The organism is Microbacterium sp. M3 (genome assembly GCF_033548675.1).
GTDB classification, from domain to species: Bacteria; Actinomycetota; Actinomycetes; order Actinomycetales; family Microbacteriaceae; genus Microbacterium; species Microbacterium arthrosphaerae.
Window position 1 is genome coordinate 131,272 of the sequence record NZ_JAWTZT010000002.1, and the last position, 15,716, is coordinate 146,987.

The following is a 15,716-nucleotide window of genomic DNA, read 5'->3' on the forward strand; positions in this document are numbered from 1 at the left end:
CTCGCCGTGGAAGAGCGCCGGAAACGCCGGATGCCCGGCGCGATCTCAGTGATCGCACCGGGCATCCGGGGGAGAGAGGACCTACTGGTCGCCCTCCTTCTCACGGTTGCGCGGCGGCTTCGTCCCGGCCTCAGGCTCGGGGACGATCACGTTCGACGGGCGCACGGCCGTCTCCGAGTTGTGGCCGTCGTCGATGGGCTTGTGCGGGGCGTCGGGCACACCGGCGCGCTCGTGCGCGCCCTGCAGCTCGGCGTCCTCCTCGGCCGCGATGTGGTCGAGCGTGTGGTGCTGGTGGGCCAGCGCCGCGTCGAGCTCGGTCTGCGTGACGGGGGTGAGGCGGTCCTCGAAGAACCAGCGCGAGATGGATGCGCGCACGTTCTCGTGCCACGGGATGCGTCCCTTGGCGTTCGGACGCACCACGAGCGGCTCGTAGGTCTCGAAGTCGACCAGGCGGTAGCGCTCGTACTCGTCGACCGGCTGGTGGACCTCGATGTACTCGCCGCCGGGGAGGCGGACGATGCGACCGGACTCGTAGCCGTGCAGCGCGATCTCGCGGTCCTTCTTCTGGAGCGCGATGCAGATGCGCTTCGTCACGAAGTAGGCGATCACCGGACCGACGATGAGCAGCGTCTGCAGCGTGTGGATCACGCCCTCCATCGTCAGCCAGAAGTGGGTGGCGATGATGTCGGAGGATGCCGCGGCCCACAGGACCGCGTAGAACGTGACACCGGCGGCGCCGATCGCCGTGCGGGTGGCCGCGTTGCGCGGGCGCTGAGCGATGTGGTGCTCGCGCTTGTCTCCGGTCACCCACGCCTCGATGAAGGGGTAGATGAGCACGAGGACGATGAACAGTCCGAGCACGACAAGCGGCACGATGATGTTGAACGACCACGTGCGGTCGAGGAACACGATCTCCCAGCCCGGGGGCACCAGACGCAGGGCGCCGTCGGCGAAGCCGATGTACCAGTCGGGCTGAGTACCCGCCGACACCGGGGACGGGTCGTAGGGACCGTAGTTCCAGATCGGGTTGATCGTGAACAGCGACGCGATGAGCACGATCACGCCGAACGTGATGAAGAGGAAGCCGCCCATCTTCGACATGTAGACGGGCATCATCGGGTAACCGACGACGTTGCTGTTCGAGCGTGCGGGGCCTGCGAACTGGGTGTGCTTGTTGATCACCATCAGCATGAGGTGCACGACGAGCAGGCCGACGAGGATGGCCGGCAGCAGCAGGATGTGCAGCGTGTACAGACGACCGACGATCGCGTCACCAGGGAACTGGCCGCCGAAGAGCAGGAACGAGGTCCACGTGCCGATGATCGGGATGCCCTTGACCATGCCGTCGATGATGCGCAGGCCGTTGCCCGAGAGCACGTCGTCGGGGAGCGAGTAGCCGGTGAAGCCCTCGCCCATCGCGAGGATGAACAGCACGAAGCCGATGACCCAGTTGAGCTCGCGCGGCTTGCGGAACGCGCCCGTGAAGAACACGCGGAGCATGTGGACGCCGATGCCGGCGACGAACACCAGAGCGGCCCAGTGATGGATCTGGCGGACCAGGAGGCCACCCCGCAGATCGAACGAGATCTCGAGCGTGGAGGCCATCGCGGCCGACATCTCGATGCCGCGCATCGGGATGTACGCGCCGTCGTAGTGGGTCTCGACCATCGACGCCTGGAAGAAGAAGGTCAGGAACGTGCCCGACAGGAGCACGACCACGAAGGCCCACAGGGCGATCTCACCCAGCATGAACGACCAGTGGTCGGGGAAGATCTTCCGGCCGAGCTCCTTGACGAAGCCCGACAGGCTGGTGCGCTCGTCGATGTAGTTGGCGGTGGCGCCGATGAAGCGGCCGCCGAGCGGCTTGTCACGCGGGGGCAGCGGCCCCGGTGAGACGGCCGGCTCCCGAGTCACGTTCTCGGTGGGGTGAGTGGCGGTACTCAATGACGCTCCCAGAAGCTCGGGCCGACGGGTTCGAGGAAGTCGCTGCGCGCGATGAGGTAGCCCTCGTCGTCGACGGTGATCGGCAGCTGCGGCAGGGGACGGGCGGCCGGGCCGAAGATGACCTTGGCGTGGTCGGTCACGTCGAACTGCGACTGGTGGCAGGGGCACAGCAGGTGGTGCGTCTGCTGCTCGTACAGCGCGACCGGGCAGCCGACGTGCGTGCAGACCTTGGAGTACGCGACGATGCCGTTGTACGACCACTCCTTGCGCTCCTCGGACTCGGTCAGCTGCTCGGGGAGCAGGCGAACGAGGAGGACGATGGCCTTGGCCTTCTCATCGAGGTAGCCCTCGTTGTGGTGCAGCTCGGCGAGCGCCTCGGGGATCACGTGCACGGCCGAGCCGAGCGTGAGGTCGGCGGCGCGGATGGGCTCACCCGACGGGTCGTGCGCGAGGCGCATGCCCTTCTTCCACATGGTGTGCTCGAGGAGGAACACCGGGTCGCCGCCGTGCGGGTGCTCGGGCGAGTTGAAGGGCGCCAGTCCGCGGAACAAGACGATGCCGGGGACCACCGAAGCCACGACGGCGGCGATCAGCGAGTTGCGGATCATCACGCGGCGCCCGAAGCCGGACTCCTCATTGGCGTCGGCGAACGCCTGGATCGCCGCGGCGCGCGTCGTGTCGCGACCACGCGTGGCGTGGCGGGGCTCGATGAACTCCTTGTCGGACATGATCGCCTTCGACCAGTGGATCGCACCGATGCCGATGGCCAGCAGCGCGAGCGCGATGCCGAGTCCGATGAAGAGGTTGTTGTGGCGGATGTCGATGATCCGGCCGCTCTCGATCGGGAAGAGCATGTAGGCGGCGACCGCCCAGATGCTGCCCGCGATGGAGAGGTAGAACAGCGTGTACACGGTGCGGACCGCGCGCGTCATCGACGCCGGGTCCTTGTCGGTCATCCGCTCGCGGTGCGGGGGGAGGCCAGGGTTGCTCACCGGGTCGGGGACCGCGACGGCGAGCCCGGGGGAGGGCTTCCAGGAAGCCCTCTCGTGCTCGAGCGGGTCGTCCTCGTGGGCCATGCTGCTCCTCGTCAGTGTTACGTGGGGTGTTCGTCGATCAGTTGGACTTCGCCGTGATCCACACGGTGAGGGCGATCAGCGAGCCGATCCCGAAGATCCAGATGAAGAGGCCCTCGGAGACGGGGCCCAGCGAGCCGAGCGAGAATCCGCCCGCCGACTCGTTGTCCTGCAGATAGAGCAGGTAGGTGATGATGTCGCGCTTCTCTTCGGTCGTCAGCGTCATGTCGTTGAAGACCGGCATGTTCTGCGGGCCGGTGACCATGGCCGCGTACATGTTGAGCGGCGTCGTGGTGTGCAGCGCGGGCGCGTACTTGCCCTCGGTGAGCGCACCGCCGGCACCGGCGACGTTGTGGCACATGGCGCAGTTGATGCGGAAGAGCTCGCCGCCCTCGGCCTCGTCACCGCCGCCGTCGAGAACTTCCTCGTCGGGGAAGGTCGGCCCGGGGGCGATCGACTGGACGTACTCGCCGATCGCGGCGATCTGCTCGTCCGTGAACTGCACGGGCTTCTGCGGCGCCTGGGGGCCCTGCATCTGCAGGGGCATGCGGCCGGTGCTCATCTGGAAGTGCACGGCGAGCTCGCCGACGCCGTACAGCGACGGGCCGTCGTCGGTGCCCTGCACGTCGAGGCCGTGGCAGGTGGCGCAGTTCGCCTGGAAAAGCTTCTCGCCGTCCTCGACCGTGAGCGCGGAGTTGACCGCGGTCTCGGGGGTTGTGGCGGCCATCGCCGCCGACGCACCGGCGTAGACGCCGCCGGTGATGAGCAGGCCGAGGCCGATCAGTGCGGCGGCGGCCCAGGGGCTGCGGCGGCCTTTCGAGCGGCGCGTGGTCTCGCGTGCCATATCGGGGTTCAGCTCCGCTCTCACTTGAGGAAGTAGATGACGAGGAAGAGGGCGATCCAGACGACGTCGACGAAGTGCCAGTAGTACGACACGACGATCGAGGACGTCATCTCTTTGCGCCCGAAGTTCTTGACGGCGTAGGCACGACCGATCACGAGGAGGAAGGCGATGAGGCCGCCCGTGACGTGAAGGGCGTGGAAGCCGGTGGTGAGGTAGAAGGCCGACGCGTACGGGTTGGCGTCGATCGGCATGCCCTCGGCCACGAGCTGGGCGTACTCCCACACCTGACCCGAGACGAAGATCGCGCCGAGCGCGAACGTGAGCCAGAACCACTCGACCATGCCCCAGCGGTGCCAGAACCTGTTCGACTTCACCGTGTAGGGCTGGAAGCGCTCCGCCGCGAACACGCCCATCTGGCAGGTGACGGACGACAGCACGAGGATGATCGTGTTCACCGTCGCGTAGGGGATGTTCAGCAGCTGCGTCTCTTCTGCCCACAGACCGGGCGAAGTGCTGCGGAGGGTGAAGTAGATCGCGAAGAGTCCCGCGAAGAACATCACCTCGCTGCCGAGCCACACGATGGTGCCGACAGCGACCGGATCCGGCCGCTTGACGGACCGCATGGCCTGGGAGTAGGTCGCTGTGGAGGTCGTCACGCTCCCCATTATGGCCGATGCGGAGGCCCGATCTTCGCATCGGCGGGCATCTGTTTGGCCGTCCGGGAACTTAGGGTCACCTAAAAGAAGTCTGCGACTCTGCCATGAACACGTGGTGAAGACGCAGAATCCCGCCGACCGGTACGCGGTGTCACGAAACGGTTCCGATTCCGGCGCCCGGCTAGGCTTCTGCGTTATGGCGGAGCTGTACACCTGGCCGGGAATCCTCACCACGCTGCTCGAGCGGCGCGACCTCAGTGTCTCGGAATCGACGTGGGCGATGCGCCAGATCATGTCGGGCACCGCGACGCCCTCGCAGCTGTCGGGATTCCTCGTCGCACTGCGCGCCAAGGGGGAGACCGTCGACGAGATCGTCGGCTTCCGCGACGCCATCCTCGAGGCCGCGCTGCCGCTCCCGGTGGACGCCGCCGTGCTCGACATCGTGGGCACCGGCGGCGACCGCTTCGGCACCGTCAACGTCTCGACCATGTCGGCGCTCGTGGCCGCGGCATCCGGAATCCCCGTCGTCAAACACGGCAACAAGGCGGCGAGCTCGTCGTCCGGCTCGTCCGACGTGCTGGCGTCCCTGGGCGTCGACCTGACGCTGTCGCCCGACGCCGTCGCCGAGACGCTGTCGCGCGCGGGCATCACGTTCGCGTTCGCCGCCGCGTTCCACCCCGGGTTCAGGCACGCCGGCCCCAGCCGCAGCGAGCTCGGCGTGCCGACCGTCTTCAACTTCCTCGGCCCGCTGTGCAACCCCGCCCGCGCCGAGGCGAACGCCGTCGGCGTCGCGCACCTCGACCGCGTGCCTCTCATCACCGGTGTCTTCCGCACCCGCGGGGCGACGGCGCTCGTCTTCCGCGGCGACGACGGCCTCGACGAGCTCACGACGACCGGCCACAGCCGGCTGTGGGAGGTGAGCCTCGGCGACATCCACGAGCACGACCTCGACCCGCGCGACCTCGGCATCCCGCTCGCCGACATCGACGACCTGCTCGGGGGCGACCCGGCGCACAACGCCGCGGTGGTGCGGCGTGTGCTCGGAGGCGAAGAGGGCCCCGTCCGCGACATCGTGCTGCTGAATGCCGCCGCCGGCATCGTCGCCTACCGGCTCTTCCGCGAGCCGACGCAGGTGCAGCGGCCGATCCTGGAGCGACTGGCCGAGGCCCGTGACGAGGCGGCGGCGGCGATCGACAGCGGCGCGGCGGCCACGACGCTCGACCGGTGGGTCGAGACCACGCAGGCGCTGGCGTCCTGACGCCGCGGGGTTTTCCACGGCCCGGGGTCTTTCACCGCGGCCGGCCGCGCCGATAGCGTGTGGGACGACAGCCGATCTCGAGGAGAGCGCAATGAGCCAGGAAGAGCCCCGGACCGCCGACGTCATCGAGCACCCCGAGAAGAAGGTCGGCCTCGTGAAGGCCGTCGGCATCCTCGGAATCATCGGCGGCGTCCTGCTGATCCTCGTCGGGATCATCGCCTGGATCGGCGTCACCAACCAGCTGACGGCCGAGAACATCACGATCCCGGACGACGCCGCCGCGTTCCAGGGGCAGCAGGTCACCGGGCCCTTCACCGCGTACGTGCAGGCCGACATCATCAACACGCACGCGCTCGAGGCCTCCGGCGGCAAGACGTACGCCGAGCTCGACCAGGACGACCCGGTGCGCGCGACGGTGATGCAGGCCTCGTTCCTGCGCGCGTCGCTCTTCACGTCGGTCGTCGCGTACGGCGTGGCGCTCTTCGCCGCGGGCATGGGCGTGCTGGCCATCCTGTTCGGCTGGGCGATCCATCGCCTGGCGAGCGTCCCGGTGGTGGTGCGCCGCTCGACCGTCGTCTGATCCGGTCGCCAGACGCGTGGATCCCCACGACGCGCTCAGCGAGATCGCCACGCTCCTCGAGCGCGAGCGCTCGTCGCGGTACAAGTCGAAGGCGTTCCGCGCAGCGGCCGACGCCATCGAGGGGCTGAGCGACGCGGAGTTGAGGGATGCCGCGTCCCTCCGCCGTCGGAAGGGCATCGGCGATTCCACCTTCGCCGTGATCCAGCAGGCGCTGGCGGGCGAGGTCCCCGGATACCTCGTCGATCTGCGGGAGCGCGCCGGGGTGCAGCGCAGCTCGTCGCTGCGCGGTCTGCTGCGGGGCGACCTCCACTCCCACAGCGACTGGTCGGACGGGCTCACGTCGATCGACCTCATGGTCGACGCGGCGCGGGCGCTCGGCCACGAGTACCTGGCGCTGACGGATCACTCACCCCGGCTGCGGGTCGCGAACGGGCTGTCGCCCGAGCGGCTGCGCGATCAGCTCGACGTCGTCGCCGGCCTGAGCGGCGACGGGTTCACGCTGCTGTCGGGCATCGAGGTCGACATCCTCGAGGACGGCGCCCTCGATCAGGAGCCCGACCTCCTCGACCGGCTGGACGTCGTGGTCGCCTCCGCCCATTCGAAGCTGCGGATGGAGCGCGCGCCGATGACGCGCCGCCTGGTCGCGGCCGCCTCGAACCCCCGCGTCGACGTGCTCGGGCACGTCACGGGACGGCTCGTGGAGGGGTCTCGGGGCACGCGCCCGCCGTCGACGTTCGACGCGCGCGCCGTGTTCGAGGCGTGCGAGGCCCACGGCGTCGCGGTGGAGATCAACTCGCGGCCCGAGCGGCAGGACCCTCCGGACGAGCTCATGACGCTCGCGCTGGAGATCGGATGCCTCTTCTCGATCGATTCGGACGCCCACGCTCCCGGGCAGCTCTCGCTGCTGGACTACGGCGCCGAACGCGCCGAGCGGCTCGGCGTCCCCGCGGAGCGGATCGTCACGACCTGGCCGCTCGAGCGACTGCGGGCCTGGACCGGGCGCGCGCGGAGCGCCTGAGGACCCCAGCAGCGGGAGCGTCGCGGGGCCGTACCCCGACGCTCGCGCGGCTCAGACGGTGTCGAGGGCGTCGATGATCCGGGCCATCGAGGTGCCGAGGGCCCACCGCTCGGCGAGGGCTGCGGCATCCGCCTTCGCCGCCTCGTCCAGCGGACGCAGCCGAGGATCGGCGACGTCGAGCGGGAGGTCGCGGACGACGGCGACCACCTGCGGCGCCACGGCGAGGTAGGGAAGCCCGGCGAGCACCTTGGCTCGCACGCCCGCGGTCATCCCGTCGCCCGCCTCGGCCGCGGCGATGATGCCGGCGAGGTCGCCGTGCGCGGCGAGCAGTCCGGCTGCCGTCTTCTCCCCGACGCCCGCGACGCCCGGCAGGCCGTCCGACGAGTCGCCGCGCAGCGTCGCGAAGTCGGCGTACTGCTGGGGAAGCACGCCGTACTTGGCGACGACGGCGGCATCGGTCAGCACCTCGAGGTTGCTCATGCCGCGTGCCGTATAGACCACGCGGACGTCGCGGGCGTCGTCGACGAGCTGGAACAGGTCTCGGTCGCCGGTGACGATGTCGACCGGCATCGCCGCGGTCGAGGCGAGCGTTCCGATGACGTCGTCGGCCTCGTGGGCGGGAGCGCCGACGATCCGGATCCCCAGCGCGCCGAGAGCCTCGCGGATCACCGGCACCTGCACCTCGAGCGGGTCGGGCACCTCTTCGACGTCGGGGCAGCTGGCGACCACCTCGGCGACGCGGTGCGTCTTGTAGGTCGGGATGAGGTCCACGCGCCACTGCGGGCGCCAGTCGTCGTCCCAGCAGGCGACGAGATGCGTGGGGCGATAGGTGGTCACGAGCCGGGTGATGATGTCGAGGAATCCGCGCACCGCATTGACCGGTGTGCCGTCGGGGGCGCGCACCGTGTCGGGGACGCCGTAGAACGCGCGGAAGTACAGCGAGGCGGAGTCGAGCAGCATCAGGCGGTCGGTCACGCGTTCATCCTGACACGCGCCGCCGACGCGCGCGGGGGAGCGCCCGGCGACACCGGGCGTTCACCTCCCGGACCGCCGGCGGTCGCACGTCGGCACCCGTCGCGTTCACGTCGCCCGCCCACCGTGGGGAGACAGCCGCGAGAGGAGGCACCATGGGGCGTGAAGACGTGCTGGCGTGGGTCGAGTCCCCGCTGCAGCTCATCGGCGCCGCCGAATGGGCGGCGGCGCACGGCACCGCCGTTCCCGTCGCCGGCCGGCTGACGGCGCAGATCTCCGAGACCGCGGACGAGCTGCTCGCCCGTGGTGCGCGCTTCGGCGAGCTGGAGCCGTACCTCGGCATCCCGTGGAGCCTGCTCGCCCGTCACGGCCACTGGCTCGTCGGCGACGGCTTCTCGGGGCAGTTCCGCCTCGCCGCCGCGGTGCTGCGCCCGCGCCGCCTCACGTTCCTCGACGACGGCGGGCTCGCCGTCGCCTACGCCGACACCCTGCTCGGTCGGCGGCCGTACGCGCGTCCCTCGGTGCAGGAGCGAGGGCTGACGACCGCCGCGGCGCCGTTCGCGGCCGAGCTCGTCCACCGGCGCGCGGCCGCACGCCGCGCCGATCTGTTCACGGCCTTCGATCTCGGCGCGGAGCGACAGGACGCGCTCTCGGACCGCGGGTTCGGCATCCGTCATCACGACTTCTCCTGGACCCGCGCCACCGCGCCCGCCGCACCGGAGCTCGGCCGCCGCGTCGTGCTGGGCAGCGCCCTGCCCGTCGACGGCCGCATGCTGCTGGTGGACTACGTCCGCTGGGTGAGGGATGCCGCAGCCGACGCCGCGGTCTACCTCCCGCATCGCCGCGAGACCGCCGAGCAGCTCGACGCCGTCGCCACCGTGCCCGGCCTGCGGGTGCACCGGACCGGGCTTCCCGTCGAGCTGGTGCTGGCCGGCGCCCGCGGGCCGCTCGACGTGCACACGCTGCCGTCGAGCACCACCACGACGTTGCCGCTCGTGCTCGCCGGCACCGGGGTGACCGTACACACGGGCCGCGCCCGCCGATCGATGCGGGAGGCCGCGGCATGAGCGAGGTCGTCGCGATCATCCCCGCGCGGGGCGGCTCGAAGGGCATCCCGCGAAAGAACCTGCAGCGGGTGGGCGGGGTGCCGCTGGTGGCTCGCGCCGTCGAGGCGGCGCGGCGCTGCCCGGCCGTGGACCGGGTCGTGGTCACCACCGACGACACCGACATCGCCGCGGTCGCGGCCGAGTGGGGCGCGGAAGTGGTCGAGCGACCGGCCGGCCTCGCCGGCGACGAGGCGAGCTCCGAGAGCGCGCTGCTGCACGCGCTCGACGCGCTCGAGGCGCGCCGGGTGGACGTGGGCGTGGTCGTGTTCCTGCAGGCGACGTCGCCCTTCATCGACGCAGACGCGCTCACCGCGGCGGTGCAGCTCGTGCGGTCGCGGCGCCGCGACAGCATCTTCTCGGCCGTCGAGACGTACGGATTCCTCTGGGAGAAGGGCGGCGGCGGTGCGGCCGCGGCCGTCAACCACGACGTCGACGTCCGCCCCCGCCGCCAGGACCGCGAACCCCACTACCTCGAGACCGGCGCGTTCTACGTGATGCGCGCCGCCGGGTTCCGGGCGTCGCGCCACCGCTTCTTCGGCAGCGTCGGGATCGCCGAGGTCGCGGCCCGGACCGCCATCGAGATCGACAACGCCCACGAGCTCGAGATCGCGCGCACGGTCGCGCCGCTCCTGGACACGGCCGGACCGGTCGCCGTCGACGCGGTGGTCACCGACTTCGACGGCGTCCACACCGACGACAGCGTCCGGGTGGATCAGAACGGCCTCGAGTCCGTCACCGTGAGCCGCGCCGACGGCATGGGCGTCGGGCTGCTGAAGGCCGCCGGCATCCCGTTCCTCATCCTCTCGACCGAGGCGAATCCGGTCGTCTCGGCCCGCGGGCGCAAGCTCGGCGTCGACGTGCGGCAGGCCGCCGCCGACAAGGCCGCGGTCCTGCGGGAGTGGGCCGACGAGCGCGGCATCGCGCTGTCGCGCGTGGCCTACCTCGGCAACGACGTCAACGACCTGCCGTGCCTCGAGATCGTCGGGTGGCCGGTCGCGGTGCCCGACGCGCACCCCCTCGTCCTGTCCGCCGCGCGGCTGGTCCTCGACCGCCCGGGCGGTGCAGGCGCCGTACGCGACCTCGCCGAGCGCGTGCTCGCCGGGCGGGCGGCACAGACCACCCCGGACGCCCGCGGGGCGGCCGGACGGCCGGGCCGGCGGGACACCGCACCCGGTCACCCCATCGCACCACAGGAGGCCTCATGACCGTCACCATCGGGAACCACGTCGTCGGAGGCGGGCGCCCCGCGTACGTCATCGCCGAGATCGGCCTGAACCACAACGGCGACGTCGAGCTCGCCAAGCGCCTCATCGACGTGGCCGCCGACGCGGGCGCCGATGCGGTGAAGTTCCAGAAGCGCACGCCCGAGATCGCCACGCCCGAGCACATGCGCGACGTGCCCCGTGACACGCCGTGGGGCACCATGACCTACTTCGAGTACCGCCAGCGCGTGGAGTTCGACCGCGACCAGTACATCGAGATCTCGGACCACGCGCTGCTGCGCGGCCTGGAGTGGTTCGCGTCGCCGTGGGACGTCCCGAGCGTCGAGTTCCTCGAGGACCTCGGCGCCGTGGCCCACAAGGTCGCGTCGGCGTCGCTCACCGACCGCGAGCTGCTCGAGGCGCTGCGCGACACCGGGAAGCCCGTGATCCTCTCGACCGGGATGTCGACGATCGAGCAGATCGACGCGGCCATCGACGTGCTCGGCACCGACCGCCTCGTGCTCATGCACGCCACCTCGACGTACCCGATGGAGCCGGAGGAGGCGAACCTTCGCATGATCCCGGCGCTGCGCGACCGGTACCCCGGCGTTCCCGTCGGATACTCCGGCCACGAGCGCGGCCTGCAGATCTCGCTCGCCGCCGTCGCGCTCGGCGCGGTCGCCGTCGAGCGGCACATCACGCTCGACCGCACGATGTGGGGCTCGGACCACGCGGCCTCGCTCGAGCCGACCGGTCTGACGCACCTCGTGCGCGACATCCGCGTCATCGAGGCGGCGCTCGGCGACGGCGTGAAGCGCGTGTACCCCGGTGAGCTGGCCCCGATGGCGAAGCTGCGCCGCGTCCCCGCGTGAGCCCCGCAGTGCGTGGCGCCGGCAGGCCGCGGGTGGTCGCGATCGCCGACACCGACTCGTACGTGAAGTGGGCCGCGGCGCTGCTGGGCGGCGTGGGGGAGCGATGGGATGCCTCGCTCCTGGTGCTCGAGACGCCGCTGGTCGTCAGCGACGAGCAGCTCGCGTCCGCGCTGAGCGGCAGCGGACTCGCGGCCGAGCGGGTCGAGCGCCTCGAGCATCGCCGGCTGGCCGCCCGGCTGGCCGAGCTCGGAGCGGACGCGGTCGTCCTCGGCGGCCGCGGTCCGCTCGTGCGCGTGCTCGCGCGGGAGATCTCCGCTCTCGCGCCGCGCCCGGTCGTGGTCACCGGATTGCCCGGCATCTCGATCCCCGCCACGCGGAGGGCGGTCGTCTACCGCCTGCAGTGCGACCTTTTCGTGGTGCACTCGCACCGCGAGGTGCGCGAGTTCGCCGCGTTGTCGGCCCGCACCGGCTATGCCCACCGTTACGCGCTCGCGACGCTGCCGTTCGCGAGGGGCGCAGTCGTCACGGGCAGCGGCGAGCGTCCCCCGGGCGACGTGCCCGGTCGCACCGACCTCGTCTTCGCGACGCAGGCCAAGGTGCCCGCCGATCGCGAGGACCGCCTGCGGATCGCGCGGCTGCTCATGCAGGCGGCGGAGGCCGACCCGTCGCGCCGGGTCGTGGTCAAGCTGCGAGCGGGTGCGGGCGAGCACCAGACCCATCACGAGGAGGACGGCTATCCGGAGCTCCTCGCCGGGCTCGGCCCCCTTCCTGCGAACCTCGTGATGTCCATCGCGCCGATGCGCGAGGCGCTGGCGACCGCGGAGGGGCTGGTCACGGTGAGCTCCACCGCCGCCATCGAAGCCGTCGCGAGCGGGATCCCCGTCATCGCGCTCGACACGTTCGGGGTCTCGCCGCGGCTCATCAACGAGACGCTCGCCGACGCGGATCTGCTCTCAGGGGAAGAGGACGTCGTCGCGCGGCGGTTCCGGCATCCGGATCCGGAATGGCTCGACGAGAACTACTTCCACCCTCCGGCGGCCGACGACTGGATCGACCAGGTGGATGACCTGCTCGCCCAGCGAGCGGAGGGGCGGCTCGCCGCGCGCCCAACGGTCCGGCGCCGTGGCGGAGCGCTGCGCGACGCATGGGAGCGGAAGGTCGCGCTGGGACGCAGCGACACCTCCGCCGCCGGCGCCGTCGCGTACGCGGTCGGTGTGCCGCTGCGCGCGGCGGTGCGGGCATCAGCGCGCGCGCGGCGGGCGCTGCGGACGAGGCCCCGACCGGCTCCCGGATGGGAAGACGCGGCTCAGCAGCCGGGCGCGGCGGGGTCTTCGGCGCAGGTGCGTTCGACGAGCGCCGTGCGCACCTCGACGACCCGCACGTCGTAGCCGGACGCCTGCGCGCGGACCACGCCCGGCACGGGCCGCCAGGTGCCGCTGCCGAAGTCGACGGATGCCGCGTACTCGACGGTCACCGACACCCCGTAGGTGCCGCGCGCGTCGTAGACGTGGCTGGTCGCCGTCGGCGTGAACTGGCCCTGCCCGAGGCTCTGCCACGACGTGCCGCCGGTCGCCGCGCGGGTGGTCGTGCCGTCGCCGTTGTCGAACACGAACGCGACGGGCTGGAAGCGGACGGTCACGTCCCAGTCGAGCACGGTGCCCGGAATGCGCTGCTCGGATGCCGTGGCCACCAGGTTCGTCGGCATCCCCACGACACCGAACCCGGCCGGCTCTCCGGCGAGCGTCGGTGTCGCCGGCCGGAACGACGCCAGGTCGGCGAGCGTCAGATCGGGCGGCATGATGACGCTGTACCCGACGCCGCACCGGTTCAGCGCTTCGCAGGGCTGGGGAGTGGCGGGGGCGGAGGTATCACTTACCCCTGGACGCTTTGGTGGCGAACCTGGTGGTGCGTTCGCGCCTGGCGCGACTTCCGACGCGGACACCTCGACGTCGCTGCCAGTGTTTGAGGCGCACGCGGAGATCAGTATTCCCGCCGAGTCACAGGCGGAGCCCGATCCCCCCAGGGACCCCATAGCCAGCGCCAGCCCCATCACGATGGCGGCGCCTAACACGTTTCTTGGCCTTCTGCAGGATTGAGGCTGATAATGCGTAGCTGACTTGGCGCCTCTTCGGCCTCGACAAGCGCCACCTCGAGCGCTTGAACTGCGGGACGATCTGCCCCCACGACCGACAATCCACCCGCATCGCGAATGTCGACGGCTGAGATGTCCAGGCATGCGGTGACGACGACCGAGCTACCTGGTGACAGTTGAGCTGATTGAGGCGCAATTGACACGACTGTGGCCTCGCCCGACTTGACGTAACCGTCGGCATGCCACGCGGTGAATGACTTGCGATCGGACGCATTCAAGTCGCCGGTCGTGAGGTCGTACACCGCCTCGAACGTCGCCGGGTCACTCAGATCCACCTGGTTCAGCGCGTCGACGTATGCCCGGTACGTCGCCTCGGCGGCGGCGAAGGCCTCGTCCTCGCTCGAGAACGCGGGGGTCGGCGTCGGCTCGGGTGCCGGGGGCTGTGTGCAGCCGGCGACGGCGAGGACCAGGGCGGCAGCGATCGCGGTCGTCGCCGTGGCCGTCCCGATTCGCACGCCCCACGGTAACCCGCCGCCCGGCGCGGCCGCCGGAGTTATCCACAGCGGAGGCGGACGCGAAGAAGCCGGCGATCACGACCGGGGGGTTTCGGATCGCCGGCTCCGGGCGGCTCGCTGAGACCGCCCATCGTGCCCCCGGGGGTCGGGCACGAGGAGTGGTCCCCGTCGAGGCGGCGCCATGCGGGGAGAACGGCGGGGGATCGGGTGTCCTTCCCGCCGGTATGCATCGAGGTTCCCACCCTGACCTGGGAGAACCTTATGGCGCGGCCCCGTGTCGGCCGGGCACTGGCCGTGCATCGGCCCTCCTGCCATCATGGCCGCATGAATTCGGTCAGACCCTGGTGCGCCGTCGTCGTCGTCGGATCGCTCGCCGTGCTCGCCGGCTGCGCCGCCCCCGACCCCGTGATCGCGCCGGTCACGCGCGACGTGGCGTCGCTGCAGGGCGCGACGGTCGAGCTCGAGGTGGGGCAGGCGCTCGACATCGACACCGGCGATCTCGCCGTCGACAGCTACGCCGGCGAGGTCGCAGACCCCGCGGTCGCGAAGTTCGTCCCCGGGCGCGAAGAGGGCGGCACGACGTACAACCCCGGTGTCGAGGGTCTCGCCGAAGGCACCACACGGGTCGTGCTTTCGAACGCGGACGGCGGCATCCAGGACGTCACCTTCACGGTGGAGGTCGACGAGTGAGACGGCACGGCTCCGCCCGGGGCGCGGCATCCGGGCATATCCTCGTGCGATGACCTCCGCCGCGAGTCGCACCGAGCTCCGTGCGCTGCTCGACGAGCTGCACGACGCGGCCTCGGCGCGCATCGCGTCCATCGACGAGACGCTGGCCGAGCTGCGGGCCGACCGCGGCTCCGACGTCGCCGACGACGAGCACGACCCCGAGGGGGTCACGCTGTCCGCGGAATGGGCCCGTGCCGTCGGGATCGAAGAGGCCGCACGCCGCGAGATCGCCGAGATCGACGATGCCGTCCAGCGGTGGGAGGACGGCACCTACGGCGTCTGCATCGACTGCGGACGCGGCATCCCGCTCGCCCGCCTGCGCGTGCGGCCGTTCGCGACGCGATGCGTCTCGTGCGCCGAGAAGGCCGGCGCCTGACGTGTCGTTCGGAGCTGCGGCGTCCCGTGCCGCCGCCGGCGGCTTCCCGCGCGTCGCAGACACCGACCCGTGCCCGTGCGGCAGCGGGGATCGCTTCCACGGATGCTGCGGCCCCGTGCTGCACGGCACCCCCGCGCCGACCGCCGAACGCCTCATGCGGTCGCGCTATACGGCATTCGTGGTCGGCGACGCGCGCCACCTCGCCGGCACGTGGCACCCGGGGACCCGCCCAGACGACCTGGCGCTGGACCCCGCCCAGCGGTGGACCGGGCTCGAGATCCTCGCGACCGAGGGGGGAGGTCCGGGTGACGCGCGGGGCACGGTGGAGTTCCGCGCCGCGTGGCGGTGGGGGCGGGAGCGCGGCGAGCTGCACGAGCGCAGCAGGTTCGTGCGTCAGAGCGGGCGCTGGTGGTACCTCGACGGGGAGCTCGATCCGGCGTGACCGGCCCCGGGGTCTCGGGCCACCGATAGCGTGAGGT

At 71.3% G+C, this 15,716-nt stretch carries 17 protein-coding genes; 10 read left to right on the forward strand and 7 right to left on the reverse strand.

Translation table 11 applies throughout. The features are described from left to right. Positions 1 to 81: 81 nt before the first annotated feature. Genes R8Z57_RS05885 through R8Z57_RS05900 form a run of 4 tightly spaced genes read right to left on the reverse strand, consistent with a single transcriptional unit; the run spans position 82 to position 4,526 of the window. Positions 82 to 1,914, reverse strand: a complete 1,833-nt coding sequence (locus R8Z57_RS05885) for a cytochrome b (protein WP_378722608.1) — start codon at positions 1,912 to 1,914, stop codon at positions 82 to 84. A 26-nt stretch (positions 1,915 to 1,940) separates the two neighbouring features. Next, entirely contained in the window at positions 1,941 to 3,020 is a 1,080-nt protein-coding gene (locus tag R8Z57_RS05890) for a ubiquinol-cytochrome c reductase iron-sulfur subunit (RefSeq protein ID WP_318352851.1), read from the reverse strand. A 37-nt stretch (positions 3,021 to 3,057) separates the two neighbouring features. Beyond that, the gene (locus tag R8Z57_RS05895; RefSeq protein ID WP_318353558.1) at positions 3,058 to 3,861 is read right to left on the reverse strand and encodes a cytochrome c; all 804 of its coding nucleotides are present in this window, start codon (positions 3,859 to 3,861) and stop codon (positions 3,058 to 3,060) included. A 20-nt stretch (positions 3,862 to 3,881) separates the two neighbouring features. Continuing rightward, the gene (locus tag R8Z57_RS05900) at positions 3,882 to 4,526 is read right to left on the reverse strand and encodes a heme-copper oxidase subunit III (RefSeq protein ID WP_318352852.1); all 645 of its coding nucleotides are present in this window, start codon (positions 4,524 to 4,526) and stop codon (positions 3,882 to 3,884) included. A gap of 187 nt (positions 4,527 to 4,713) precedes the next feature. Between R8Z57_RS05900 and trpD the strand changes: the two genes are divergently transcribed. The 3 genes from trpD to R8Z57_RS05915 all read left to right on the forward strand — a co-directional run bounded on the left by trpD (position 4,714) and on the right by R8Z57_RS05915 (position 7,373). Next, on the forward strand, positions 4,714 to 5,775 hold the full coding sequence (trpD, locus tag R8Z57_RS05905) for an anthranilate phosphoribosyltransferase (RefSeq protein WP_318352853.1): 1,062 nt from the start codon (positions 4,714 to 4,716) through the stop codon (positions 5,773 to 5,775). A gap of 91 nt (positions 5,776 to 5,866) precedes the next feature. Beyond that, positions 5,867 to 6,355: an aromatic ring-opening dioxygenase LigA gene (locus R8Z57_RS05910; RefSeq protein WP_318352854.1), complete on the forward strand. Its 489-nt coding sequence runs from the start codon at positions 5,867 to 5,869 to the stop codon at positions 6,353 to 6,355. Positions 6,356 to 6,371: 16 nt separating this feature from the next. Then, positions 6,372 to 7,373, forward strand: coding sequence for a PHP domain-containing protein (locus tag R8Z57_RS05915; RefSeq protein ID WP_318352855.1), 1,002 nt, complete (start codon positions 6,372 to 6,374; stop codon positions 7,371 to 7,373). A gap of 51 nt (positions 7,374 to 7,424) precedes the next feature. On the opposite strand, the gene R8Z57_RS05920 is transcribed toward R8Z57_RS05915, so the two are convergent. Next, positions 7,425 to 8,348, reverse strand: a complete 924-nt coding sequence (locus R8Z57_RS05920) for a 5'-3' exonuclease (protein ID WP_318352856.1) — start codon at positions 8,346 to 8,348, stop codon at positions 7,425 to 7,427. Positions 8,349 to 8,500: 152 nt separating this feature from the next. Here R8Z57_RS05920 and R8Z57_RS05925 point away from each other — a divergent pair, with 152 nt between their 5' ends. Genes R8Z57_RS05925 through R8Z57_RS05940 form a run of 4 tightly spaced genes read left to right on the forward strand, consistent with a single transcriptional unit; the run spans position 8,501 to position 12,913 of the window. After that, positions 8,501 to 9,412: a hypothetical protein gene (locus R8Z57_RS05925; RefSeq protein WP_318352857.1), complete on the forward strand. Its 912-nt coding sequence runs from the start codon at positions 8,501 to 8,503 to the stop codon at positions 9,410 to 9,412. Then, complete coding sequence (locus R8Z57_RS05930) at positions 9,409 to 10,656, forward strand: acylneuraminate cytidylyltransferase (RefSeq protein ID WP_318352858.1); 1,248 nt, start codon at positions 9,409 to 9,411, stop codon at positions 10,654 to 10,656. The genes R8Z57_RS05925 and R8Z57_RS05930 overlap by 4 nt, the downstream gene beginning before the upstream one ends. Next, the gene (locus R8Z57_RS05935) at positions 10,653 to 11,525 is read left to right on the forward strand and encodes an N-acetylneuraminate synthase family protein (RefSeq protein ID WP_318352859.1); all 873 of its coding nucleotides are present in this window, start codon (positions 10,653 to 10,655) and stop codon (positions 11,523 to 11,525) included. Before R8Z57_RS05930 ends, R8Z57_RS05935 begins: the two co-directional genes overlap by 4 nt. Next, complete coding sequence (locus R8Z57_RS05940) at positions 11,522 to 12,913, forward strand: DUF6716 putative glycosyltransferase (protein ID WP_318352860.1); 1,392 nt, start codon at positions 11,522 to 11,524, stop codon at positions 12,911 to 12,913. Before R8Z57_RS05935 ends, R8Z57_RS05940 begins: the two co-directional genes overlap by 4 nt. On the opposite strand, the gene R8Z57_RS05945 is transcribed toward R8Z57_RS05940, so the two are convergent. Both R8Z57_RS05945 and R8Z57_RS05950 read right to left on the reverse strand, forming a co-directional pair. Beyond that, positions 12,832 to 13,323 (reverse strand): hypothetical protein, encoded by a 492-nt coding sequence (locus R8Z57_RS05945; RefSeq protein WP_318352861.1) that lies wholly within the window; start codon positions 13,321 to 13,323, stop codon positions 12,832 to 12,834. The genes R8Z57_RS05940 and R8Z57_RS05945 overlap by 82 nt on opposite strands. Before the next feature lie 266 nt (positions 13,324 to 13,589). Continuing rightward, complete coding sequence (locus tag R8Z57_RS05950; RefSeq protein ID WP_318352862.1) at positions 13,590 to 14,132, reverse strand: hypothetical protein; 543 nt, start codon at positions 14,130 to 14,132, stop codon at positions 13,590 to 13,592. 324 nt (positions 14,133 to 14,456) lie between these two features. Here R8Z57_RS05950 and R8Z57_RS05955 point away from each other — a divergent pair, with 324 nt between their 5' ends. The 3 genes from R8Z57_RS05955 to R8Z57_RS05965 are packed head-to-tail and all read left to right on the forward strand — an operon-like array spanning position 14,457 to position 15,679. Next, positions 14,457 to 14,822, forward strand: a complete 366-nt coding sequence (locus tag R8Z57_RS05955; RefSeq protein WP_318352863.1) for a hypothetical protein — start codon at positions 14,457 to 14,459, stop codon at positions 14,820 to 14,822. A gap of 49 nt (positions 14,823 to 14,871) precedes the next feature. Next, a complete protein-coding gene (locus R8Z57_RS05960) occupies positions 14,872 to 15,237 on the forward strand; it encodes a TraR/DksA family transcriptional regulator (RefSeq protein ID WP_318352864.1) in 366 nt (121 codons plus the stop codon). Position 15,238: 1 nt separating this feature from the next. Next, positions 15,239 to 15,679, forward strand: coding sequence for a YchJ family protein (locus tag R8Z57_RS05965; protein ID WP_318352865.1), 441 nt, complete (start codon positions 15,239 to 15,241; stop codon positions 15,677 to 15,679). Positions 15,680 to 15,716: the final 37 nt, after the last annotated feature.

Bases quoted from the DNA above. Each gene is read 5' to 3' on its own strand.
- R8Z57_RS05890 (WP_318352851.1), bottom strand. From the start codon at position 3,020: ATGGCCCACGAGGACGACCCGCTCGAGCACGAGAGGGCTTCCTGGAAG.
- R8Z57_RS05895 (WP_318353558.1), bottom strand. From the start codon at position 3,861: ATGGCACGCGAGACCACGCGCCGCTCGAAAGGCCGCCGCAGCCCCTGG.
- R8Z57_RS05900 (WP_318352852.1), bottom strand. From the start codon at position 4,526: ATGGGGAGCGTGACGACCTCCACAGCGACCTACTCCCAGGCCATGCGG.
- trpD (WP_318352853.1), top strand. From the start codon at position 4,714: ATGGCGGAGCTGTACACCTGGCCGGGAATCCTCACCACGCTGCTCGAG.
- R8Z57_RS05910 (WP_318352854.1), top strand. From the start codon at position 5,867: ATGAGCCAGGAAGAGCCCCGGACCGCCGACGTCATCGAGCACCCCGAG.
- R8Z57_RS05925 (WP_318352857.1), top strand. From the start codon at position 8,501: ATGGGGCGTGAAGACGTGCTGGCGTGGGTCGAGTCCCCGCTGCAGCTC.
- R8Z57_RS05930 (WP_318352858.1), top strand. From the start codon at position 9,409: ATGAGCGAGGTCGTCGCGATCATCCCCGCGCGGGGCGGCTCGAAGGGC.
- R8Z57_RS05935 (WP_318352859.1), top strand. From the start codon at position 10,653: ATGACCGTCACCATCGGGAACCACGTCGTCGGAGGCGGGCGCCCCGCG.
- R8Z57_RS05945 (WP_318352861.1), bottom strand. From the start codon at position 13,323: ATGCCGCCCGATCTGACGCTCGCCGACCTGGCGTCGTTCCGGCCGGCG.
- R8Z57_RS05955 (WP_318352863.1), top strand. From the start codon at position 14,457: ATGAATTCGGTCAGACCCTGGTGCGCCGTCGTCGTCGTCGGATCGCTC.
- R8Z57_RS05960 (WP_318352864.1), top strand. From the start codon at position 14,872: ATGACCTCCGCCGCGAGTCGCACCGAGCTCCGTGCGCTGCTCGACGAG.